This window comes from Fictibacillus nanhaiensis, from assembly GCF_023715445.1.
Lineage (GTDB): Bacteria > Bacillota > Bacilli > Bacillales > Fictibacillaceae > Fictibacillus > Fictibacillus nanhaiensis_D.
Map to the genome: position 1 here is coordinate 426,159 of NZ_JAMBOD010000001.1, position 23,171 is coordinate 449,329.

The window sequence follows — 23,171 nt, forward strand, 5'->3', positions numbered from 1 at the left end:
TGTGGTTTCAAAGATTTGCAGTGCTAGTGCAGTTCCGCTGAATGGATACCGCCTATTACAAACATTTTATCACGTACTTTACTTAGTGAGAAGGAAATTCGATATCAGCTGAATATATCGAATGTATCTTTCCGTTATCATCTTCAAGCAGCAGAACACCTTCATCCGTGATTCCTTTTGCATAGCCTGTAATGGAACCTGTTACCGACCTTGCTGTAATTCTTTTTCCTAAACTGTATGCACGTGCCTCCCACAGAAGCTTAATTACAGCAAAACCTTTATCAAGATAGCTTCTATACAAGCTTTCGATCTCTTGCAAAATGGCTCCGACAATCTCTGCCCTCTTATATGTCTTGCCACCTTCGATCGTAAGGCTAGTTGCAATTTCAGCGATTTCTTCAGTAAAGTGCTTCTTTTCCTGATTCACGTTCATGCCGATTCCTACAATGACAGAATGGATAGAATCTGCTTCAGCCTGTAATTCTGTTAAAATTCCAGCAACCTTTTTACCGTTTATTAATAGATCGTTCGGCCACTTTATGGCAGCTTCGATCCCAGTAACGTTCTCAATGGCTCTTGATGCCGCTACTGCGATGAGCAACGTAAGCTGCGGAGCTTTTTGCAGAGGGATTTCCGGACGCAGAATAAGACTCATCCAGATCCCTGTTCCAGACGGAGATTGCCAAGCTCTTCCTAGCCTTCCTCTTCCGCCTGTCTGTTCATCCGCAAGTACAATGCTCCCTTCCTCAGCCCCATCTCTAGCTAAAGAATGAGCGATTTCCTGTGTACTTTTAACAGAGGTTTTGTATGTAATCTTTTTCCCAAAGTTTCCTTTTCCTGTGTACAGCGAAACTTCCTCCGCTGTTACGAGGTCCGGAGATGTTAAAAGGCGGTATCCTCTCTTTTGTACAGCTTCTATTGAATAACCAGCATTTCTAAGCTCTGAAATGTGCTTCCAGATAGCTGTACGCGAACAGTTCAGATTTTCACTAATCTGCTGGCCTGACACAAATTCACCTTCATTTTCTGTCAGCATGTGCAATAACGCTTCTTTCATTTCTGTTCCCACCTTCTTACCCAATCGTTGATCTCTTGTTCAGAAAGAGACAGTGTTCCTTCAACGATTGCCTCTTCCATCTCTTTAAAAAGCTGCCCAACCCACACACCTGGAGCTGCTTGCTTTATCCTTAATACTTCCTCACCGTTTAATGGAATATCCTCTCTGGAAGCTATCGGAATCCCGGCTGCAAGCTGTTTCAGGTTAAAAGCTTGTTCCCTGTAAGATTCACTGTATACAAGACACTTTAATAAAAGTCCTGAGAGCGCTGTGTTTAACCCTGAACGGTATAAATCCATCCTTGTCCAATGTTCGATATGAAAAGCTGATAGTATGTCCAGGACAGAATGAATAACCCTGTTCGGAAGCTTCCATTTTTTCAAAAACTCTCTTGCATCTTCCACCTTGGACAGAACAATAACAGCTGCCCATCTTTGTTCCTCGCTTTTAAGTGTATTCCAATTAAAAGAGAGGAAGGTTCCTTTATTTTTTTCCTCTAACGGATAAGGCAAATAAGGGAAAATACCGCAAGATTTCATCCTTGCCAGCGCATCTCCAGCTTGCTCGCCTGCTAATAGTTTTATAAATTCTGCTGTTATTCTTTCTGTTGAAATCTTCTTTAGCAATGCAGAATGAGTAATAATGGCTGCCTCTGTATTCGTTTCAATAGCCATGCTGTAAACACTTTTAAAACGAAATGCTCTCATGAGGCGGAGCGGATCTTCAGAAAACCGCTTATCAGGGTCTCCAACTGTTCTGATCTGATGTTTTTTTAGATCTTCCCTTCCCTGGAACGGATCGATCAGCTTAAAATTCCTGTCCATAGCCATCGCATTACATGTAAAATCTCTTCTGGACAGATCTTCTTCTAATTCAGAAACAAACCAGACTTTTGAAGGTCTTCGATAATCTTCATACTTGTCTTCCTTCCGAAATGTTGTTACCTCATAGGATACATGATTATGCCTGACGATAACGGTACCATGTTCAATTCCGACAGGTATCGTTTTCGGGAAGATTTTTTGAATAGCTTCAGGTTTTGCACTTGAAGCGATATCGATGTCCTTTATCGGACGATTCAAACAATAATCACGGACACAGCCGCCAACAAAATATGCTTTATAGCCGTTTTCCTCGATTTTTTCTAACACATAAGAAGCTTCTTCAAACAAATGGTTCATGAACCTCAACCCTTTACTAAAGAGTTATAGATTTCTTCATAAATGCTTACTATTTTTTCAGACAGGAAGTGTTCTCTTACATGCTGAACAGAATTTTGTCTGAAACGGCTATGTTTTTCTATGTCACTTAACAGAGAGACCGCTTTTTCTGCTACTGATTCAGTATCGCCCACTTCTACCATAAATCCGGTTTCGTTATCTACGATCACTTCAGGAATACCGCCGATTCGCGTTCCAATAACAGGCACACCGCACGCCATTGCCTCTAAAAGAACAAGTCCGAAACTTTCTTTTTCCGATAACAGAAGCTTTAGGTCGCAAATGGAGAACAGTTCCCCTACATTTTCCTGCTTTCCTAGGAACAATACATCTTCCTCGATGTTAAGTTCACTGACAAGCTCACATGCTACCGTTAATTCAGGACCGTTTCCGATCAACAGTAGTTTGGAGGGCATCTCTTTTCTGATCATTGAAAAAGCTTTAATCACATCTTGAATCCGTTTAACCGGTCTGAAATTAGAAATATGTACGATTACTTTTTCATCTTCCTGGATTCCATATGTTTTTTTAAGCTCAGCATTATTTTTACGTCTGTAGTAAACTCTTTCATCTACAAAGTTATGTACAGGAATAATTTCATTTTGAATCTTGAGCACCTGTTCGGTATCTTCTTTCAATTGGTGAGAGACCGCTGTTACTACATCTGATTTATCGATGCCGAACTTAATCATTTCACTCAGCGATGGATCATAGCCTAATACGGTAATGTCTGTGCCGTGCAGAGTGGTAACGATTTTGATGTTGTCATTTAGCATCTGCTTGGCTAGAACAGCGCATACTGCGTGCGGAACTGCATAATGCACGTGGAGCAGATCTAATTTTTCTCTTTTTGCCACTTCTGCCATCTTGCTTGCAAGCGCTAAGTCATATGGAGGGTATTTAAAAACTGAATATTGGTTTACTTCCACTTCATGAAAAAAGATGTTCGGATAAAATTTCCCTAAGCGAAAAGGGATGCTTGATGTGATGAAATGAATCTCGTGTCCTCTTTCAGCAAGCAGTTTTCCAAGTTCAGTTGCAACCACTCCTGATCCGCCGACAGAAGGATAGCAAGTGATGCCGATTTTTAACTTCATGACTTTCTCCTTATAAATTGTTGGTTACAAACGTTTGTTCTGGTATAAAGCCTTCTGCATATCTTGTACTCGCTTCAAGTCCAAACAGTTTGTCTCTTGCTTCAACGCGTTCGATATATCCGTTTGTAAGTGGTGTATCCACACTTTCTGCTGATTTAATAAACTGAGACGGATATGCTTTTAATGCTTCAATCTTATAGGAATAGACATCGCTGACATCCAGAAAAAGGGTAGGTTTTTCTGTGCTGTTGATCAAATAGTAAAATATATTTTTCACTTTATGTGGAGGTAGATTATCAGGATCTTTTATATTTTTTATTCCGGATGAGAAGACGGCTTCCTTGACAAGTTTAGCGCAATTGCCATGGTCAGGGTGCCGGTCGATCCAATAAGGTGCAAACACATATTGTGGTCTGACTTTCCGGATAACTGAAACCATCTTTAAGATATAATCTTCCTTCACAAACAAGCCTCTGTCAGGAAACTGAAGGTTTAATCGATGTTCAACACCTATGATATCAGCGGCTTTCTTAGCTTCTTTTTTTCTGATCTCAACGGTGCCATTAGATGATCGTTCTGCTTCTGTCAGATCACAAATCGCAACTCCACGGCCGCGGTGCGTTTCTTTTTTAATCGTTGCCGCCATCCCTATTTCAACATCATCAGCATGTGCACCAAAAGCCAGCCAATTCTGAAGACTCATTTGTTTTCGGACTCTCTTTCATCAATGATTTTACGCCAATCCAAATCACCGCGTTCAAGCGACCTGATAAAAAGTTCTGCAGAAGCGAGGTTCGTCGCCAGCGGAATTTGATATACATCACACAGACGCATTAAAGCTGATACATCTGGTTCATGGGGTTGTGCAGTTAATGGGTCTCTGAAAAACAGAACAAGATCCAGTTCATTTTCAGCAATTAATGCTCCGATCTGCTGGTCACCGCCTAAAGGTCCTGACTGAAACCGGTTAATGGGCAGATTTGTAGCTTCATTAATTTTTGAGCCCGTCGTTCCTGTAGCATAAAGCGTATGGTCTTTTAAGATTGGTGCATATGCCACAGTGAAATTGATCATATCGTTTTTCTTTTTATCGTGCGCAATAAGAGCTATTTTCATGTTCATCCCTCTTATTCCATAATATTTTCAAGGCCATAAACGAGGCCTTCAATGTTCATGACACTTTCAACAGCCATTTTGACTCCTGGCATGAAGGATGCTCTGTTCATTGAATCATGACGGATCGTTAATAACTGTCCTTCTCCCCCGAACATCACTTCTTGATGAGCAACTAATCCCGGAAGTCTCACACTATGAATACGTATGCCCTGAAGTTCTGCCCCTCTTGCCCCTTCAAGATCCTCTATCTCGTCCGGATGACCCTGGCTTTTTTCCTCACGAACTTCCGTGATAAGCTGAGCTGTTTTTAGTGCTGTTCCTGATGGTGCATCCAGCTTTTGATCATGATGCTTTTCGATGATCTCAATATCTGGCAGATATTTCGCTGCCATCTGAGAAAATTTCATCATTAGAATAGCTCCGATCGCAAAGTTCGGCGCAATAATGGCACCTGTCTCTTTTTCTTGGGCGAGCTCGGTTAGACGCTCGAGATCTTCGTTTGAAAAACCCGTCGTTCCGATGACAGTTCTAATACCATAATCTAATGCAGTTTCAAGGTGTTTTTTGCCGATGTCAGGACGCGTAAGATCGATCAAAACATCAGCATCTACTGCCTGTATGCAGCGTTCTAAGTCATCATAAACAGGTCCTTCCAACGAAACAGGGGCTCCAGGAAGGTCTTTTACTTGCATGCCATCATTCTTAGAATCAACTGCCGCTATTAGTTCAAAATGAGGTGTTGCCTCAATCATCTTTAACGCTTCTGTACCCATCTTTCCGCGGGGGCCTGCTAATATAATTTTTATTTTATTCATGGTTTGTCTCTCCTTCATCCATTCGAGTCCATCTGTCTTTATCCCTTGTCTGAAATTTATTCATTACCGTACTTAATGCTTCATCTAAATTTATATTAAGAGAATTTGCAAGGCATATTAATACAAAGAACATATCTCCTAGTTCTTCTTCAACTGTTTTCGCATCTTCTGATGTTTTTTTCGGTTTTTCACCATAATGGTGATTTACTTCTCGAGCCAGTTCTCCCAGCTCTTCCGTAAGTCTGGCAATCATAGCGAGGGGGCTGAAGTAGCCTTCTTTAAATTGTGATATGTATTGATCTACGACGTCCTGACTTTCTTTTAAAGTACGATTGGCCATGTTGCTGACACTCCTCATCCTTATTAGTTCCACCTTTATGTTATCGGTATTTTTTCTGTTTGACAAATTTCATGAAATTTTGATTATAATAGGAAGGCGTGAATGGAAACAGCAACTCGATTTAGATAGAAAAGAGGCATCCTATGATTTATCCTATCAAACTAAAAAATATTTTTTTCATTCTGTTTGGCTCTGCTATTTTTTCATTTGGGATCGTTCATTTTAATATGACGAATAACTTAGCAGAAGGCGGTTTTACTGGGATCACACTAATCCTTTATTTTTTATTTTCCATTGATCCTTCCTATTCTAACCTTGCCTTGAACATCCCATTATTCTTTGTTGGCTGGAAACTGCTTGGCAGAAATGCATTTATCTATACCATAATTGGGACTGTCGCTGTATCGGTTTTCTTATTTATCTTTCAGCGCTATTCATCCATTACCATTGATCTTAAAGAAGACATGACTCTCGCCGCCTTGTTCGCAGGTGTATTTATCGGAGTTGGTCTTGGGATCATCTTCCGGTACGGAGGAACGACAGGCGGGGTAGACATTATCGCGAGACTGGGCCATAAATTCTTAGGATGGAGCATGGGTAAGACGATGTTTATCTTTGACTTTATGGTTATCACTATCTCACTTGTTTATTTAAACTATCGGGAAGCTATGTATACTCTTGTAGCTGTATTTATCGGAGCACGTGTCATCGACTTCATGCAAGAAGGGGCTTACGCCGGAAAAGCGGTGATGGTCGTTTCAGAGAAAAATGCAGAAATTGCAGCAAATATTATGAAAGAACTGGATCGCGGCGCAACCCTTTTAAACGGTAAAGGAACATTTACCGGCCAGCTTCGCGAAGTTCTGTATTGTGTTATAGCAAAAAATGAGATCGTCCGCTTAAAACAAGTCATTGAAAGAATTGATCCCCATGCCTTTGTGACCGTAAATGATGTACATGAAGTAATCGGCGAAGGTTTTACTCTCGATGAAGATAAAAACCCTATAGGTAGATAAGAAAACTTGGCTTAATGTCAGCCTTAGTTGAACCTACTAAAAACCTAAACTTGTTTCATCTTGATTAAACGCTTTGTCATTCAAATGATCATTCATAGTGAAAAAAACCTCCCGAAAATTCGGGAGGTTTTATTTTTGTCTTTTAGTCGTCCTGGTTCATTCCAAGGAACATAAAGATAAAACGTGCTAATTCAAGAAGTGCTACAAGAGCTCCTGCAACATATGTTAATGCGGCAGCGTTTAATACTTTGCGAGCTCCGCGTTCTTCATTATTGCGTATCATACCAGTAGATACAATCTGATCCATAGCACGTGAGCTGGCATTAAACTCAACCGGCAATGTCACGAATTGGAACAATACAGCGGCTGACATGAAGATGATTCCCAGTAAGAACAGGTTAGTTGCTTGAAAGAAAATCCCGCCTAAGATTAAAAAGAAAGAAAAGTTCGATCCGATGTTTGCCACTGGTACAAGTGCGTGCCTGAAACGCAAGAACGCATAACCCTCAGCATCTTGAATCGCGTGGCCAACTTCGTGGGCTGCAACCGCAGCACCAGCTATCGAATTTCCATAATAGTTATCTTCAGATAAACGGACTACTTTGCTTCGAGGATCATAATGATCAGAAAGCTTTCCTCTTACAGGCTCTACTTGAACATTATACAAACCATTTTCGTCTAAAATTTGTCTTGCAACTTCTGCACCTGTTTTACCAGTGCTGTTTGCTACTTTTGAATACTTCTTGTACGTACTTTTTACCCTCATCTGTGCCCAAAGGGGAACAATGAGCAAAATTGCGAAGTAGATTATAAATCCACCCATCGTTTGCATTCCTCCATAAAAAAACTTTTATTACAAATAGTTTACGGTTATATGCCTTCCTTTGTCAAAGGATACGCATAATCGCTATCGTTTTCCAGGTACACGCAGCTCCTCTTCTTTATCTCCTTTATATTTTCTCCAGCCTACGTAAAATAATGTTGATGAAATAATACCTCCGATAGAAAAGATGAGCCAGAACAATGAAGGTTCTGAATTATCTTTTTTGGCGAAGAAGAGAGCTTCAAAATCTGCTGCCGCTGTTTCAAGATGTTTTTGATGTTCGATATCGGTAAGAATTCTACTTCTGTTGGAATCTACATATGAGACATGTTCATCTAATTTTTCAATTTCATCTGAACGAATATCTACCATTAGTGCCGGTCTTACCGTTTCGTATCGTTCAAGAAGAAGATTTGCTGCCTGATGGAATGCGGCTGTATCCTTTTCATCAATTCCTTTTTTCATTGTAATAAACGGTTCAAGCATCATCAAACCAGTTTTTTTCCAGAGCGGCTCGTAATTTGTTTGAAGTGCATCAACCAATAAACGGACTTCTGTCAGCTTGTTCAATTTTTTCTCTTTTGACCATTCAGGATTTTGAAGAGATGTTACAGCATCGGCAAATGTATATTCCACAAGGCGCTGCTGATCAGGTCTTAAAGAAAGCACTTCCTCAATATGGCTGATATTCTGTGATGTGAATTCCAGCACATCTGCGGCTTCATTGTAACGTTCTATTTTACCTAGTTCCCAGATCTCGCTTGTAAGCTCATTAATCTCTGACCACTCTTTAACTTCTGTATGATTCGATGCATACACTGGCATCGCGGTTAAAAATAAAATACAAAGAATTGAAACAGCAAAACCTAACCTTCTCATCCGTTGTCCCTCCTGTACCCTTATACTAAAAAGTATGAGAGCTTGGACAAGGATAGACCTAAATAAGGGAAATAGAAAAGCTTAAGCTTTTCTCATTCTTAATACAATCATAATCGAAACTGCTGACAGCCAGAAAGTAAGATAACCGATTAAATCTTGATAAGGAGCTAAAACAGGGTAACGCGGCATCATTCCGAACACATAGTCTATGATCTCATTGTGGAACAGCCATAATGCTGCAGCACCAATGTGCCACAATTTTATTTTATAAAACGGAGCATATAAAAGACCTTGAACAGCCATTCCAAGATGAGAGAAAATCAGCATGTAATTTACAAAATCTAAAGGAGTTCCAACAATGGCACCCCCTAAGTTCATCCCAACTGCCCATATACCATATTTAAATAATGAGGCAGCCGCGAGTGCTTCGATCAGTCCCGATTGTTTCTTCGCCAAAAATCCAAGGATCACAAAAACAAAAAATAAAGATGCAGTCGGGCTGTCTGGAACAAAGGGCAAAAAATACCACGGAGTATCTTTTAATTGATAATAGTACCAATAATAACCATATATGGTTCCAAGGATGTTAATCAGCAGAAGAGTCATTAGAAACCATCGTTCCTTGATGATTGTGAGAATCAACGACATTTTTATGCTCCTTTACTTTTAGAAAAAAAGCCGGCCCATACCGAGCCGGCTTTTTACTTATTTCTTTTCAAGTTTTGAGATGAATTCTGCTAACTGCTTCAGCTCTTCATCTGATCCTTTAAACGCGTTTGGCGGCATGCCTGGCGGCTTACCTTCTTTAGCGATTTTCATGATTTCTTCAGGCTTTAAACCTGTTCCGATCAATGATGGACCAGAAGCTCCACCAGTTAGAGTGTTGCCGTGACAGCCTACACAGCTCTGTTTTTGGTAGATCTGATATCCAGGATCATTCTGGTCAAAGCTTACATCAACGATCTTACCTTGAGTCTTCGCTTTTTCCCAGTCATGAGTCACAACGGATTCCCATGTTAAATATGTAACTGAAATCAAACCTAATAGCATTAACCCAGTTGCAATCGGACGTTTAGAAGGACGTCTTTCCAATCCAGTATCAAGGAAAGGCGCCAGCATTAAAGCTCCAAATGCTAGTCCAGGTATAATAACAGTACCAATAAGAACATAATCCCCTGCCGCATACTTGTACTTCAGAAGCTGGTATAAGAATAGGAAGTACCAGTCTGGTAGAGGAATATATCCGGCATCGGTAGGATCAGCTTTTTTCTCCAAAGGAGATTCATGAACGATGGTCAAAACCAGGTAGCCGATTAAGAAAACGGCACCAACCATCCATTCTTTTAAAAGAAAGTTTGGCCAGAATGCTTCCGTTTTTCCCGGGAACTCCGAATAATCTTTTGGAATGTTCGGTTTACGTTCAGCAGGAACACGAGAGTCTCCGACAAACTTCATTCCTTTACCGCGATGCATATATTTCCCTCCTTTGCTCTCATGAAACTTTTAAATCATTGCTGGTTTTTACAACGGTCCGGAAATACCTTGTTTACGGATCATTAAGAAGTGGGCACCCATTAAGCCTAACAAAGCTGCAGGAAGGAAGAATACGTGAATCGCAAAGAATCGCGTAAGCGTCTGTGCTCCGATAATCTCTCCGCCGGCAAGGAATGTTTTAGCGATTGGACCAACGACAGGAATAGTCATAGCGATCTCAATCCCTACTTTTGTCGCAAATAGCGCTTTCATATCCCAAGGCAATAGATAACCTGTAAAACCTAAACCTAACATAACAAAGAAAATAAGTACTCCGACAACCCAGTTTAATTCTCTTGGCTTTTTATAAGCTCCCTGGAAGAATACGCGCAATGTATGTAAGAACATCATTACGATTACAAGGCTCGCGCCCCAGTGGTGCATTCCGCGTACGATAACTCCAAATGCCACTTCATTTTGCAGGTAATATACGGATTCCCATGCGTTCACGATATCAGGCACATAATACATGGTTAAGAACATACCCGAAAGAATTTGAATAACCGTGATAAAGAAAGTCAATCCGCCAAAACAGTAAACAAACGCAGAGAAATGGTGTGCGGGGTTTACGTGTTCTGGTACCTCATGGTCTGCAACATCTCTCCAAAGCGGCGTAATATCCAGGCGCTCATCTACCCAGTCATAAATCTTTTGTAGCATTCATTACGCCCCCTTTCTTGGTTTTGCCTTTCCTAAGTAAAGCTTCCCATCTTTCACCTGGCTGTCATATACATCAAGCGGTGCAAGAGGTGCCGTACCCTTTACGTTTGTTCCATCCTTGGTATAACGGCCTAAGTGGCATGGACAGAAAAACTGATTCGGGTGAGATGGATCTGTGTTCCAGTCTACCGTACAGCCTAAGTGTTTACAGATTGGAGAAAGTGCGATAATATCACCATTCTTCGCTTTATAAACCCAGGCAGATTGAGTAACATCTGACTCGTACCAGCCATCTTTTTGTTTGATTTTAAAGTCGAAACGCTTCGGTTCGTTCGATAGCTCTTCTATACTCGTAACCGCTACCATTTTTTGATCAGAACCCTCTTTTAAAATCGGATCAAGGGCGAAACGGACCATTGGCATAAGCATGCCGGCAGCCATAAATCCGCCAACGCCAGTTAATGTGTAGTTTAAGAACTGACGTCTTGAAATATCTTCCTTTGACATTGTTTTCCCCCCCTTATGCTGTAAATAACGGTCCCTCCGGACTTTTACACACATATTACTAGGACATAAACATGATAGCTTAAGTTGTCTTTTACTGTCAATATGAACATGACGTAATTATTACGAATTTATCCCGCGCTGCCATTCATTAAAGATGAGCTGAAAAAGCGGTTTTACCTGTTCTTTAACAACTTCAAGTCTATATTTTTCATCCATGCTTTCAAGAGGCAGTGCAGGAACCCAAAACAGCTGCCCTGTAATAGTATGTTCAATTTCCTTCCAATACACATCACTCGTCATTAAAAAGATGTGTTTAAAGTGTCCTGAATTTGTAACATGTTCTAGCAAACTTCTTAATTGATCAATAGGAGCCTGATCTTTTACATATGTAAAATTAGGAGCTAAAAAAAGCCTTCCGTGCAGCTGGCGCTCCATTTCACTGCAGAGCATCTCTGTGTATTCTCCCATGGTTACACTGCTTTTAAAATCTTGTTTAAAATCTACTGGTGTTAAAGGAATTAAAAGACTGTCTACATATTCTCCTGACTTTAAAAATACGTCTGCATCATTTGTCTTCCATCTCATAATTAAGTCTCCTTATCCGTTGTACTGCTCTTTATCGTACCATAATTCTGATGGGATTATCGTCTTGCTCTTAAAAAAGGGACAGGGCTTTAATGCACGTAAAAATAAAAAAGGATGACTCACTGGAGAGTCATCCTTCATATTAAGACGGCTGCTTTTCTAGATTTTTCAGTTCGTTCGTCCATTTCGTAAAACTATCAAAGTCTTTTTGGTCTAAGGCCTCATCAATCTTCGCCATAATATCATTTTTCCGGTAAGTTTCAATAGATTTTTCCAAGACCATTTCAGCCCATATGCCATATTTTTTGTCCATTGACATATTTTGAGGCAAGTGAGGGTTCTCTTCCAATACTGAAGCATACTCGGGCGTCAGCCGTGAAGCATTGAAGTTAAGCTCCAAGTAAATCTCTTCATCCTGATTTAACCGGATGTCATGAAACGACTTTTCTGCATCAGTTGTTAAAACATTTTGTTTGTAAAAACGGAATGGAACACCATCTGTACATTGAGTGGACATGATAATTGCCTTTGGGCAGTATTCTGCTTTCTCAACGAAATGTACCTTTTCCATAAGCTGGTCATCACTTACTAAATAATTTAATAGCCAAACACATTCGCGCTTCTTTAACTGATAATGATTAAGGAACCATTTGATAAAATCCTTCTTCTCAAGGACCGAAACGGTGCTGCTCATTGCAATCCCCCCATCATTCAAAAACACGTCATTTTTATAATAATTATATTCTCTCATTGCTCTTAAAATCCTTCTTTGCCTAAGAAAGTTTTAAAATTCTTCCAATCTGCCTAAAACATCCTCAATATCCGTTCTCTCCGGACTGATTTGAAGCAATAATAATAGGGTCTTCTTCGCTTCTTCCTGCTTACCTTCTTCTAAAAGGAAAAAAGCATATTCTTCTAAAAACACGGGATCTTCCTTAAAGAGTTCGGCTGCTTTTTCATACCATACAGCTGATTCCTTATAATTTTCTGTTTCTTTATTAGCTGTCGCAAGATGCCAATACATAAGAGGAATTTCTTCCTTAGATTCTGTCAGGGGTTTGTAAATGCTTAACAAATCTTCAAATCGTTCTTCTCGTACATATTGATCACCTAAACGCAGGAGCGGTTCTATACGGGCAGGGTTTAACTCCAATGCTCTCATTACCCACTCTTCACCTTGTTTAGGATTATGCAATTTATAGGCAAGTCTTGCAGCCTGAAGATAAATATTTTCATTATGTTCATCTCGTTTCAAGCCATCCTGAACGATTTGATAAGCTTCATCCAGTGCGCCTTCTTCCTCATATGACTCTGAAAGAATACTGTATAGTGTTGTATAATCCGGATCCATATCTCTTAATTCTTCAAGAGCAGAGATCGCTTCTTTAAATTCACCCGCTTTAAATGCAGTAACTCCGTGACCAAAGAGACTGTATAGCTCTTTATGATGATCCAGTCCTTTTCTGTAAAATGGTAGGGCTTCTTCAAATTTACCTGCACGGCTTAAAGCTTCAGCATACCGCAATGGAAGGTCTTCAATCTCTGCCTTCCCGTCAATGGCTTTTTGGAATAAAGGCAGACTTGAGTCAAACTTTCCCTGCCTTAAATAAAAATCACCTAAAGCATATGCCAATATTGGATGATCCTTATCCTGCTCATGGGCATCCTTGAGCTTCCGTTCTGCAACCTCAGTTAATCCTAGACCCTCATAAAGGTCTGCTTGAAGAATTAATGCCCTTAAATATTCTTCGTCATGCTTTTCAACCTGCTCTAAATAGCTGATCGCTTCTTCATCCATGCCTTCATCTAGACAGCATTCGGCGATAGAAACGAGCAGTTCTCCCTCGCCAGGGTATTTTTTCAGTAGTTTATTAAACAATGTCATCGCTTTTGACGTATGTCCCCAATCCAAATAAACTTCTGCAATTTCAAATTGTTCTGCATCGGTCGCTTTTTTGGTTAATTCCTCCAAAAGAGACATGCCTTTTTCTACGTCTCCATGTTCTACAAGTCTAATCGCGTCTTGGATTGTATTCAATACATAAAACTCCCTTATCCCATGTTTTCTTGTGCTTATTATACACGAGAAACAAGAGATTCTCCAAAACGACGGGGCTGGATGACCGTTATTTCTTTTCCATAGCCTTGCTTCATTTCCGGCTGGTTATCTGAATAAACAATGGTTCCTCTTACGACTACAGCTTTCGGCTTTTCACAAAACTCTGAGGCAGACAGCAGACAATAATCTGCGTCACTTCCTGAGAAAAGTCCCCCTTTACAGGGATATATGCCGAGGAGTTTTAAAAAGGGAAGTGGAATCAGTTCATCTTCATTTAATCCCTTATAAAGAGTAGGAATTTGCATCTTTCCAGAAAGATCGTTCCATTTTTTTTGCCACAGCTTTCTCATCTTTTCTTCAGTATCTGCTGGAAACGTTGGAAAGATGACTGTGCTATAAGGGAAATTGGCTTCTCTGATCCGTTCCCAGATGACACTTGTCAGCTGACTAAAATCATTGCAGATCAGCTCTATAAAAGGGATCTTCTTCTTTTTGCAAAAACGGATGATATTTGGAGTAATTTTTTCTGGAGACAGGGATAGACCTATGCAATAATCAATGGAACTTGAAATAAGCAGATGACGCGTTCTTTTCAATTCGTGCTCAGCGTCATGCAAATAGTCGATCCTGGCTGAAGTTAATAGTGTGGTTGTACCGCTTTTTATTTTTTCAGTCAGCTTTTTCTTTACACAATCAACTGTCATTTTATTTAATGACATCAACGGGGTGATATGACCTGGAATCATCTTAAGTCCATTCATTGACATTCTCATAACTTTCATTTTAAGAGGCCCTTGTGATACATATGATATTTTTTGAGAATCAATAAGATAGGATAGGACTGTATCTGTACCAAGTGATTCTAAAGGCCGCTCAATTATATATCGCATAGCTCGCCTCCTTTTACATCTCTTAAGACAAGCTATGATTCTAGCGGCAAATATATGATAAAAGATAAAAGTAAACAAAAAAAGTCCTGACATGTAAGCGTTGTCAGGAAAGAATAATATGGATAGGAGTGGAGAGAAACCATATTAACTACATTATAAAGAGTGGATTATTAAAATGCAACACTTTTTTGAAAATTATGAAAATAGCCCGAGTTCCCATAAATAAACCCAGGCTATCAATGATTAGTTTACTCTTTCAACAAGAGATCCAATATAAGCTTCTAAATGTTCGATTATTTCCTTGTTATGTTCCTCTTCACCGACAGTGATGCGAATCATAGTTGGGAAACCGAGTGCACTGCCAGATCGTACAATGTAACCCTTCTTCATTAGATAATCAAATGCCGAGTCCGCATCTGATTGTACATCAATCAAGATAAAGTTTGCCTCCGACGGGTAATATAACAGCCCTTTCTTTTCACAGAAAGTATAGAAAAGTTCCAGGCTATCTCTGTTTTTTTGTTTGCATTCTAAAATAAAATGCTCATCATCAAGAGCGCCAATAGCTGCAGCCTGTGCAAGCCTTGACGTGTTAAACGGCTCTCTTGCAGGCTCTATCGCTTGTATAATGGAGCTGTCTGCAATTCCATATCCGATGCGCAGCGCTGCGAGTCCATGCGCCTTAGAGAACGTACGCAAAATTACTAGATTAGGAAAATCAACTAAATAGTTAATCGTTTCAGGATAATCACTTGCACTGACATATTCGAAATAAGCTTCATCACTCACAACGATGACATCCGAAGGTACCTTTTTCATAAATTGAACAAAATCATTTTCTGGAATATAGTTCCCGGTTGGATTATTCGGATTACATAGCCAGACGATCTTGGTTTGTTTGTCTATGGCCCTAAGCATTGCACTTAAATCATGATTTCCATTAATCAGCTGAACTTCTCTAATTTCTGCTCCTTCAATAACGGCATTGTGTCGGTATTGAGGAAAAGTGGGTGCAGCCATCACTGTATTCGTTTCAGGCGATAAATAAGCTCGGCAAAGAATTTGAACTACTTCATCTGAACCATTTCCAAAGATGAGCTGTTCCTGCTTCACCCCCAGGTATCCTGAAAGTTTTTCTCTGAGTTCTGCAGCATACCCATCAGGATAAACTTGAAGGCTGGCAAGCTCTGCTACTATTCTATCTTTTGCTAACTTGGAACATCCGTACGGATTCTCATTAGAAGCAAGTTTGACGATTTTTTCTAACCCTAGCTCACGTTTAACTTCTTCCACCGGTTTTCCTGGTTTGTATGGCTTTAATGATAACAACTGTTCTTTCGGCTGCATTTTCCCACTCCTTTTTTAACGGCTATAAACAGGCAGCATTGATTCTACAAAATGTTTAAACTCTTTAACCGCTTCTTCCCTGTCAGAAATAAGCTCTTTTTCCATCGCTTCAATCTTTTTAACAATTGCGCTTCCTACTATAAATCCATCACTTGTTCCTTCGAATTGCAGTATTTGTTCTCTATTGGACAAACCAAATCCTACTAAAACCGGAACGGCGGCGTTTTCTTTAGCCGCTTTTAAAAAGTCGTTCAAACCATCTCTGAACTCGTTTCTTATTCCAGTCACTCCAAGAGAAGATATACAGTAAAGAAACCCTTCAGCTTCCTTTGCAAGTTTATGAAGTTTTTCTTTATGTGTAGTCGGAGCTACAAGCGAGATCAATGCGAGGTGATGAGCTGAACACATTTCTTTTAGATAGGTGCTCTCCTCAAAAGGCAGATCCGGAACGAGGATACCGTCCACACCATTTTCTTCAGCTAGAGATATGAAGCGATTTTCTCCTAATTGTAACAAAAGATTATAATAAGTAAAAATGATTACGGGAATCTTTAGACCTCTTTCTCGAAGCTTTGAAACTAGCTTTATTGTTTTTTCCAGGTTCATTTTCTGCTTTAATCCCCTGATGCCAGCTCTTTGTATAACTGGACCGTCAGCAAGCGGATCTGAATAGGGAACTCCAAGCTCTAAAGCTGCTGCGCCGCACTCTTCAAGGGCTAAAGAAAGTTCAATCGTTGCGTCTTCACATGGATCGCCAGCCATGATATAAGGAACGAAACGGTAGTCAGCAGAATTCTTAAAATCTGTCCATCTTTTATTCATGTGTGATCCCTCCTTCTGCTTGTTCCATGAGTGTATGAACATCTTTATCTCCTCTGCCTGACAGACAGACAACTATCGTCTTATCTTTGTCCATAGTCTTCGCAAGTTTAAGACTGTAGGCTACGGCATGAGCACTTTCAAGAGCACATAATATCCCTTCATTAAGGCATAAAAGTTTTAATGCATCTAAAGACTCCTGATCGGTTACGGCTTCATACTTCACTCTTCCTTTTTCATGAAGATACGCGTGTTCAGGTCCTATTCCTGGATAATCCAGCCCAGCTGATATTGAATAAGGCTCTGTAATCTGCCCTTCATCTGTTTGGAGCAGTTTAGTTAAAGAGCCATGTATCACGCCATTCGATCCTTTTGATAAAGTTGCAGCATGCTTATCTGTTTCCACACCTTTACCTGCAGCTTCAACTCCATACAATGGAACCTCTTTTTCAATAAATGGTGCGAACATGCCAATCGCATTGCTTCCGCCTCCTACACACGCTACTACTGCATCTGGTAAATCCCCTCCGCTTTCACTAGAAAACTGATCCATCGTTTCCAGCCCGATCACCTGCTGAAAATTTTTCACCATTTTAGGATAAGGGTGTGGACCTACAGCTGACCCTATAAGATAAAAGGTATCTTCAACAGATGCCACCCAATCCCGGATCGCTTCATTTGTAGCATCTTTCAGCGTCTGACTCCCGCTCGTTACTTCGACTACCTCTGCACCTAAGAGTTTCATACGAAAAACATTCAACGCCTGTCTTCTTATATCCTCTTTTCCCATATATACTTTGCACGACAGCCCATATTTCGCCGCAACAGTCGCAGCCGCAACGCCATGCTGTCCAGCGCCAGTTTCTGCGATGATTTTTTTCTTCCCCATTCGTACTGCTAACAGCGCTTGTCCGATTGCATTGTTAATTTTATGCGCGCCTGTATGATTGAGATCTTCCCGCTTCAAATAGATCTTTGCACCGCCATTTGTCTCGCTTAAACGATCTGCCAACGTCAGCGGGGTTGGTCTTCCTGAATAGACAGCAAGCTCTTTCTGAAACAGCTTTTTAAAATCATTATTCTTCATCGCTTCTTCAAATGCCTTTTCAAGTTCTTCTAATGCAAACATGATGGTTTCAGGTACATATTTCCCGCCAAAATCACCATATCTTCCTCGGTGGTCAGGTACGATTGCTGCTGACATATGAAATCTTCCTTTCTATTTCGGTGATTTTTTCTTTGCATTTTTTTCCCTCTTGTTCAATGCCTCCGCTCAGGTCTATTCCATAAGGCTTATACGGAAGCAATGCACTTATGTTATCCGGTTTAATTCCTCCAGCAATGAATACGGAAATTCCATACTGTTCAGCTGCCGATAATAACGCTGGTACTTCAGACCAGTCAAACGATACTCCTGTCCCGCCAAATTGGCCTTTTGATACCGAATCTACTAAGATGGCATCTGAACAATCAGCGTATAGAGCCATTTGCTCATCAATGGCCTCGCTATAAGGAAGGGCTTTAAATACTTGCTTTTTTGTTTGTTTTTTAAGTTCTTTAATCGTTTGAACCGACTCATTTCCATGGCACTGTATAATATCTAATGGCACTTGCATAGCGGCTGAAACGATCTCTTCTATTGAATGATTTTGAAAGACTCCGGCTAATTGCTTTTGTCTTCCTCGTGAAGCAACCCATGCCGATACTTCTTCAGGTGTAACTTTTCTTTTGCTATCGGCAAAAACAAATCCGATAATATCTGCTTTAGATGAGGAAAGCAGTCTGTAGTCATCCTCCGTCCGGCATCCGCAGTATTTAACGAACATAGCCATAAAGCTCTTCTATTTTATGTTTTATCGATTCTGCACGCATCAGTGTTTCGCCGATCAGCATGCCATTTACACCACGCTCAGATAGACTTTTCACATCAGAATCGGTCTTAATTCCGCTTTCACTGATGATGAGTGTTTCTTTTTTTAAATAGGAAAGCAATGAAAACGTATGATCAATGCTTGTTGTAAAGTTTTTTAGATCGCGATTGTTTATGCCGATCATGGCTGGTTTACTCACTTCATACACTTTTTCGATCTCTTCACGTGAATGAACTTCTACTAAACATTCAAGACCGCACGTTAAAGCAAATTTATGGAGCTCTTTATACCTTTCCTGCGTTAAGCACGCTGCGATCAGCAAAATTGCATCTGCACCAAATTCTACACTCTCGATGATTTGTCTTTCATCCAGTATAAAATCTTTTCTCAGCAAAGGGAGTGATACATGCTTTCGTATTTCTTTTAAAAAGTGAAGACTTCCCTGAAAAAATGTTTCATCCGTTAAAACAGACAAACAAGCAGCTCCTGCTTCCTCATATTCCATCGCAATTTTCACCGGATCAAAGTCTTCCTTAATAACTCCTTTGGATGGTGATGCTTTTTTCACTTCAGCGATCAATGAAGGTTTATTTTCTGATTTCAGGAGATTTAAAGCGAAAGGACGATGGTCTTTTTCAACAGAACCTATACCGGAAGTTTCTTTGATTAGAGGAAGAAGTTCAATTTCTCTTTCTTTTTGCTTCATTATTTTAGTTAACAAGAGCCTGCTCCTCCTCTTTAGAAATTTTTATCAGATGGCTATAGGCTGTACCTGACTGCAGGCAATCTTCAATGATCCCGACCCCATCCCTGATACTAGGAACACGGTTAGATGCAAATAAGGCAGCTGCAGCATTTAAAACAACGATGTTTTTGGCAGAGTCGTTTCCTTTACCTCTTAGTATAGAAGTGATGAGTTCTGCACTTTCCTTTTTATCGTTAACGGTAATATCCTTTAATGAGCCTCTTTTCAGTCCGGCTTCTTCAGGGGTGTAAGTGAATGAATTAATCGTGCCATTTTCAACTAGATACATTCTTGTTTCATCTGTGATCGAGCACTCGTCCAAACCGTCATTCCCTGTTACTAATAAAGCTTTTTTAACTCCAAGCATGTTAATTGCTTCTGCCATTGAAGCTGCCGTTTTTTCATTGCTCACACCAATGAGCTGATAAGATGGCGACATTGGGTTTACTAAAGGGCCTGCTATATTAAAGATCGTTCGAAACGGCATCTTCTGTCTCAGGTGAGCAACTTTCTTCAGTGCCGGATGAAAAAACGGTGCATGCAAAAAGGCAATATCATGTTTATTCAGCTGTGAATCGGCATCATAACTATTGCTGGCTACCTTAATCCCCAATGCCTCTAAAACATCAGAGCTACCGCTTTTTGATGTGACAGCTTTATTGCCGTGCTTTGCTACTTTTATTCCGAGTGAGGATAAGATGATGCTTACGGCCGTTGAAATATTAAACGTTGAGGCCCCGTCACCTCCTGTTCCGCAAGTATCCATGATTTCATCTCGAGATGTATGGCTGACCTGTTTTGAAAGTTTACGGATCGCTTTAACAAAACCAACAATTTCTTCAGGAGTTTCTCCTCTATAACTCATAATGGTTAGAACTGAACTTGCTTCTACGTCGGAAACACGCCCAGTTACCAGGCCTTCCATAAAATAAAATGCCTCATTTTCTGTCATCGTTTCGTTGTTCATTAATTTTTTATTTAATAACGGAATCATAAGAACACCCCTTTAAACGTTTTTGAATGGTTCATCTGTGAATACAACAAACGTTCAAGGCGGAATTTGATAGGTAAAAATCATAAAAGTACACCTCCGTAGAATACGGAGAATGAGGGGGTTAATAAGAGGACGATTGTTTTGGAACATGTACTTAAATTTCAAAAAAAGATACAAAAAAGCCATGCAGAATAAACCCGCATGGCATATGTACATTCCCATTCTCGGCTCTGCTCCACTCAAACTCTCTCAACTTGTCTCAACTAAGCTCTTAATTACACTAAACTAATTTACTAAACGATTGCTCTAAACTTATCAGTAAGATTAAACCATAGTCATTAATCTGTCAACCATAACAAAATAAAATATTATATTATTTCTTCTTGTAGAAAAACGGTTCTTCAGATTCTAATCCATACAAGCCTGGATTAAAAATTTGTTCTGTACTGCCGACAAACAATACGCCGCCAGGACGCAAAGCCTGACTGAACTTTTTATACAGAACAACTTTTGCTTCTTCCGTAAAATAGATCATAACATTCCGGCAAACGATCAGATCAAAATCTGAACCAAATGGATCGGAAAGAAGGTTTTGTTTTCGGAACAGAACTGGTTTTTTAATAGACTCTGCCACACTGAACCCCAGCTCCTGTTTTGAAAAATATCGTTCCTTCTTTTTTTCAGGAACGCCCTGTATGGCTCTTTCAAAGTAAAAGCCTTTCTTCGCCCGGTTTAAGACTTGTTCATCCAAATCAGTTGCTAATATAGAAAAATCAGTAAGCCCTTTATACTCCGATAACAACATTGAGAGAGTATATGGCTCTTCTCCAGTAGAACAAGCTGCACTCCAAACTTTTAAGGAAGAACGCCCTGATAAAAGGTATCGCAGAATGTTCTTTTCAAGGACCTCCCAGCGCGAAGGATTTCTATAGAATTCCGAAACATTGATTGTCATTCGGTCCAAAAATTCATCTAACAGAGCTTTTTCTTTTGAAAGTGACTGATAATAATCAGAAAATGAGCCGAATGACCTTTTATCCCGTAAAGCGATCAAGCGGCGTTTCATCTGGGCTTCTTTATATAGAGAAAGATCAATCCCTGTCTTTTCATATATACTCTTCTTAAAAACTTCATAATCCTTATCCATTTATGTCTCTCCCGTTTTACGCATGCTGTATGTTTTCTCTAATCTTATTTCTATATATCGGCTGCCTTCAAACTTTCTTCATTAAAAAAGCCGGCACAAGGGCCGGCTAAAACGCTTTCATTTTCTTATAAAAAGATTAGATCCAAACAGAAACAGCTTTATCGTAAGAAACTAGTTCTTCTTCTTTAAAGAATAAGCCGATTTCGCGCTCTGCACTTTCAGCAGAATCTGACCCATGGATGATGTTGTTGCTTACTTGAACGGCATAGTCACCGCGGATTGAACCTGGAGCTGCTTCTGCAGGGTTCGTCTTGCCCATCATGTTGCGAGCAGTCAGAATAACATCTTTTCCTTCCCAAACCATTGCAAATACAGGTCCAGAAGTAATAAAGTCTACAAGTTCGCCGAAGAACGGACGCTCTTTGTGCTCACCATAATGTTCTTTTGCAAGATCTTCAGAAATATTCATTAATTTCGCACCAACAAGCTGAAAACCTTTCTTTTCAAAACGGGATACGATTTCTCCGATTAACGCACGTTGAACGCCATCTGGTTTAACCATTAAAAACGTTTTTTCCATGTATTCCCTCTCCTATCATCTATGTATAGTATATATGGGACAAGTTCCCCAGAGAAATCGTACCAAAAATTTTAAAAATTAGCAATGACTCAAAATTTCCGTCCTGCAATAAAATCTGCCACTTTCAACAAGCTGTCCCTCGCATCATTATCAGGCAATGAATGTGCAGCTTTTTTTGCACGGTTTAAATATTTTTCAGAAATTCCAGAAGCATATTCAATTCCGCCAAGTCGTTTAATATCCCTTAACAGTTCTGCAAGCAGTGCGGAATCTTTACTTTCATAATAAAGATTCAGTTTTTCTTTTACTTCAGGATACTGATAGATCGTGAATAATGCAGGAAGTGTTATATTCCCTTGCTTCAAGTCACTGCCGGCCGGCTTTCCTAACTGCTTCTCTGATGCCGTAAAATCTAAAATATCATCAGTAATCTGAAACGCCATACCTACACAATACCCAAATTCATAGAGGATCTTTTGAAGGGATACATCTGCTTTTGATGTAATCGCACCTAATTGGCAACTCAAAGCGATCAATAGAGCTGTCTTGCGTTTGATCCGCTTGAAATATTTTCTTATATTCTGATCGGTGTCATATTGCTCGTTGATCTGTTCGATTTCGCCGAGGCACATTTCTTTCATTCCTTGAGCAAGAATCTGGTGTGCTCTCGGTACATCGATATCCGTCATTAACTTTAAAGCAGAAGCAAAAATATAATCCCCGGTATACATGGCGATTTTGCTGTCATACTTTGCTTTAACCGTTTCTCTTCCCCTTCTCGTATCAGCATCATCAACCACATCATCATGTACAAGAGAGGCCATATGGATTAACTCCAGTGCCGCTGCAGGTTTTTTCACCTGATGTATGTTATATGTACCAAACTGGGCAGAAAGCAGAACAAATACAGGGCGGATTCGTTTTCCCCCTGCCTTTAATAACTCCATACCTGCCGTCTGAATCACCGGCTGATCAGAGCTAACGGATCGAATAAGCTGATCTTCTATTTGCTGTAAATCTTTTTTTAAAAAAGAATATAAGTCCTTTAACTTCACTTTTATTTCACCCTAT

General features: G+C 40.0%; 27 protein-coding genes. 1 reads left to right on the forward strand and 26 read right to left on the reverse strand.

Annotated features, from left to right (window positions below; genetic code table 11):
• Positions 1 to 82 precede the first annotated feature (82 nt).
• The 7 genes from M3196_RS02175 to M3196_RS02205 are packed head-to-tail and all read right to left on the reverse strand — an operon-like array spanning position 83 to position 5,711.
• Positions 83 to 1,057 (reverse strand): biotin--[acetyl-CoA-carboxylase] ligase, encoded by a 975-nt coding sequence (locus M3196_RS02175; RefSeq protein WP_251320612.1) that lies wholly within the window; start codon positions 1,055 to 1,057, stop codon positions 83 to 85.
• On the reverse strand, positions 1,054 to 2,238 hold the full coding sequence (locus M3196_RS02180; protein ID WP_251320613.1) for a CCA tRNA nucleotidyltransferase: 1,185 nt from the start codon (positions 2,236 to 2,238) through the stop codon (positions 1,054 to 1,056). Before M3196_RS02180 ends, M3196_RS02175 begins: the two co-directional genes overlap by 4 nt.
• Before the next feature lie 5 nt (positions 2,239 to 2,243).
• Positions 2,244 to 3,374 (reverse strand): N-acetyl-alpha-D-glucosaminyl L-malate synthase BshA, encoded by a 1,131-nt coding sequence (gene bshA / locus M3196_RS02185; RefSeq protein ID WP_251320614.1) that lies wholly within the window; start codon positions 3,372 to 3,374, stop codon positions 2,244 to 2,246.
• Positions 3,375 to 3,384: 10 nt separating this feature from the next.
• On the reverse strand, positions 3,385 to 4,077 hold the full coding sequence (gene bshB1 / locus M3196_RS02190) for a bacillithiol biosynthesis deacetylase BshB1 (protein ID WP_251320615.1): 693 nt from the start codon (positions 4,075 to 4,077) through the stop codon (positions 3,385 to 3,387).
• Entirely contained in the window at positions 4,074 to 4,490 is a 417-nt protein-coding gene (gene mgsA / locus M3196_RS02195; RefSeq protein ID WP_251320616.1) for a methylglyoxal synthase, read from the reverse strand. The genes bshB1 and mgsA overlap by 4 nt, the downstream gene beginning before the upstream one ends.
• A gap of 11 nt (positions 4,491 to 4,501) precedes the next feature.
• On the reverse strand, positions 4,502 to 5,305 hold the full coding sequence (gene dapB, locus M3196_RS02200; protein ID WP_251320617.1) for a 4-hydroxy-tetrahydrodipicolinate reductase: 804 nt from the start codon (positions 5,303 to 5,305) through the stop codon (positions 4,502 to 4,504).
• On the reverse strand, positions 5,298 to 5,711 hold the full coding sequence (locus M3196_RS02205; RefSeq protein WP_425310966.1) for a nucleotide pyrophosphohydrolase: 414 nt from the start codon (positions 5,709 to 5,711) through the stop codon (positions 5,298 to 5,300). Before M3196_RS02205 ends, dapB begins: the two co-directional genes overlap by 8 nt.
• A gap of 77 nt (positions 5,712 to 5,788) precedes the next feature.
• Here M3196_RS02205 and M3196_RS02210 point away from each other — a divergent pair, with 77 nt between their 5' ends.
• Positions 5,789 to 6,661 carry a YitT family protein gene (locus tag M3196_RS02210; RefSeq protein ID WP_251320619.1) on the forward strand — a complete coding sequence of 291 codons (873 nt, stop codon included), beginning with the start codon at positions 5,789 to 5,791 and terminating at the stop codon, positions 6,659 to 6,661.
• Positions 6,662 to 6,803: 142 nt separating this feature from the next.
• On the opposite strand, the gene M3196_RS02215 is transcribed toward M3196_RS02210, so the two are convergent.
• The 19 genes from M3196_RS02215 to M3196_RS02305 form a co-directional block, all read right to left on the reverse strand.
• Complete coding sequence (locus M3196_RS02215; RefSeq protein ID WP_251320620.1) at positions 6,804 to 7,484, reverse strand: zinc metallopeptidase; 681 nt, start codon at positions 7,482 to 7,484, stop codon at positions 6,804 to 6,806.
• A gap of 84 nt (positions 7,485 to 7,568) precedes the next feature.
• Positions 7,569 to 8,363, reverse strand: coding sequence for a sporulation protein YpjB (locus M3196_RS02220; protein WP_251320621.1), 795 nt, complete (start codon positions 8,361 to 8,363; stop codon positions 7,569 to 7,571).
• A gap of 81 nt (positions 8,364 to 8,444) precedes the next feature.
• Complete coding sequence (locus tag M3196_RS02225; RefSeq protein ID WP_251320623.1) at positions 8,445 to 9,011, reverse strand: DUF1405 domain-containing protein; 567 nt, start codon at positions 9,009 to 9,011, stop codon at positions 8,445 to 8,447.
• A gap of 57 nt (positions 9,012 to 9,068) precedes the next feature.
• Positions 9,069 to 9,836: a menaquinol-cytochrome c reductase cytochrome b/c subunit gene (locus tag M3196_RS02230; RefSeq protein ID WP_077364055.1), complete on the reverse strand. Its 768-nt coding sequence runs from the start codon at positions 9,834 to 9,836 to the stop codon at positions 9,069 to 9,071.
• Positions 9,837 to 9,884: 48 nt separating this feature from the next.
• Positions 9,885 to 10,556, reverse strand: a complete 672-nt coding sequence (gene qcrB, locus M3196_RS02235; RefSeq protein ID WP_066241815.1) for a menaquinol-cytochrome c reductase cytochrome b subunit — start codon at positions 10,554 to 10,556, stop codon at positions 9,885 to 9,887.
• Positions 10,557 to 10,559: 3 nt separating this feature from the next.
• Positions 10,560 to 11,063, reverse strand: coding sequence for a ubiquinol-cytochrome c reductase iron-sulfur subunit (locus tag M3196_RS02240; RefSeq protein ID WP_251320624.1), 504 nt, complete (start codon positions 11,061 to 11,063; stop codon positions 10,560 to 10,562).
• A gap of 120 nt (positions 11,064 to 11,183) precedes the next feature.
• Positions 11,184 to 11,648: a YpiF family protein gene (locus tag M3196_RS02245; RefSeq protein ID WP_251320625.1), complete on the reverse strand. Its 465-nt coding sequence runs from the start codon at positions 11,646 to 11,648 to the stop codon at positions 11,184 to 11,186.
• 142 nt (positions 11,649 to 11,790) lie between these two features.
• Entirely contained in the window at positions 11,791 to 12,342 is a 552-nt protein-coding gene (locus tag M3196_RS02250) for a ReoY family proteolytic degradation factor (RefSeq protein WP_251321702.1), read from the reverse strand.
• Between the two features lie 90 nt (positions 12,343 to 12,432).
• Entirely contained in the window at positions 12,433 to 13,686 is a 1,254-nt protein-coding gene (locus M3196_RS02255) for a tetratricopeptide repeat protein (protein ID WP_251320626.1), read from the reverse strand.
• Between the two features lie 38 nt (positions 13,687 to 13,724).
• On the reverse strand, positions 13,725 to 14,597 hold the full coding sequence (locus M3196_RS02260) for a hypothetical protein (RefSeq protein ID WP_251320627.1): 873 nt from the start codon (positions 14,595 to 14,597) through the stop codon (positions 13,725 to 13,727).
• A gap of 243 nt (positions 14,598 to 14,840) precedes the next feature.
• A complete protein-coding gene (hisC, locus tag M3196_RS02265; RefSeq protein WP_251320628.1) occupies positions 14,841 to 15,944 on the reverse strand; it encodes a histidinol-phosphate transaminase in 1,104 nt (367 codons plus the stop codon).
• A gap of 15 nt (positions 15,945 to 15,959) precedes the next feature.
• Positions 15,960 to 16,766 (reverse strand): tryptophan synthase subunit alpha, encoded by an 807-nt coding sequence (gene trpA, locus M3196_RS02270; protein ID WP_251320629.1) that lies wholly within the window; start codon positions 16,764 to 16,766, stop codon positions 15,960 to 15,962.
• Positions 16,759 to 17,967, reverse strand: a complete 1,209-nt coding sequence (gene trpB, locus M3196_RS02275) for a tryptophan synthase subunit beta (protein WP_251320630.1) — start codon at positions 17,965 to 17,967, stop codon at positions 16,759 to 16,761. The genes trpA and trpB overlap by 8 nt, the downstream gene beginning before the upstream one ends.
• A complete protein-coding gene (locus M3196_RS02280; RefSeq protein ID WP_251320631.1) occupies positions 17,945 to 18,595 on the reverse strand; it encodes a phosphoribosylanthranilate isomerase in 651 nt (216 codons plus the stop codon). Before M3196_RS02280 ends, trpB begins: the two co-directional genes overlap by 23 nt.
• Complete coding sequence (trpC, locus tag M3196_RS02285; RefSeq protein WP_251320632.1) at positions 18,579 to 19,355, reverse strand: indole-3-glycerol phosphate synthase TrpC; 777 nt, start codon at positions 19,353 to 19,355, stop codon at positions 18,579 to 18,581. Before trpC ends, M3196_RS02280 begins: the two co-directional genes overlap by 17 nt.
• Positions 19,345 to 20,373 (reverse strand): anthranilate phosphoribosyltransferase, encoded by a 1,029-nt coding sequence (gene trpD, locus M3196_RS02290; RefSeq protein WP_251320633.1) that lies wholly within the window; start codon positions 20,371 to 20,373, stop codon positions 19,345 to 19,347. The genes trpC and trpD overlap by 11 nt, the downstream gene beginning before the upstream one ends.
• A gap of 373 nt (positions 20,374 to 20,746) precedes the next feature.
• Positions 20,747 to 21,520: a CheR family methyltransferase gene (locus M3196_RS02295; protein WP_251320634.1), complete on the reverse strand. Its 774-nt coding sequence runs from the start codon at positions 21,518 to 21,520 to the stop codon at positions 20,747 to 20,749.
• A 136-nt stretch (positions 21,521 to 21,656) separates the two neighbouring features.
• On the reverse strand, positions 21,657 to 22,100 hold the full coding sequence (gene ndk / locus M3196_RS02300) for a nucleoside-diphosphate kinase (RefSeq protein WP_066290459.1): 444 nt from the start codon (positions 22,098 to 22,100) through the stop codon (positions 21,657 to 21,659).
• A gap of 89 nt (positions 22,101 to 22,189) precedes the next feature.
• Positions 22,190 to 23,155, reverse strand: a complete 966-nt coding sequence (locus tag M3196_RS02305) for a polyprenyl synthetase family protein (protein WP_251320635.1) — start codon at positions 23,153 to 23,155, stop codon at positions 22,190 to 22,192.
• Positions 23,156 to 23,171: the final 16 nt, after the last annotated feature.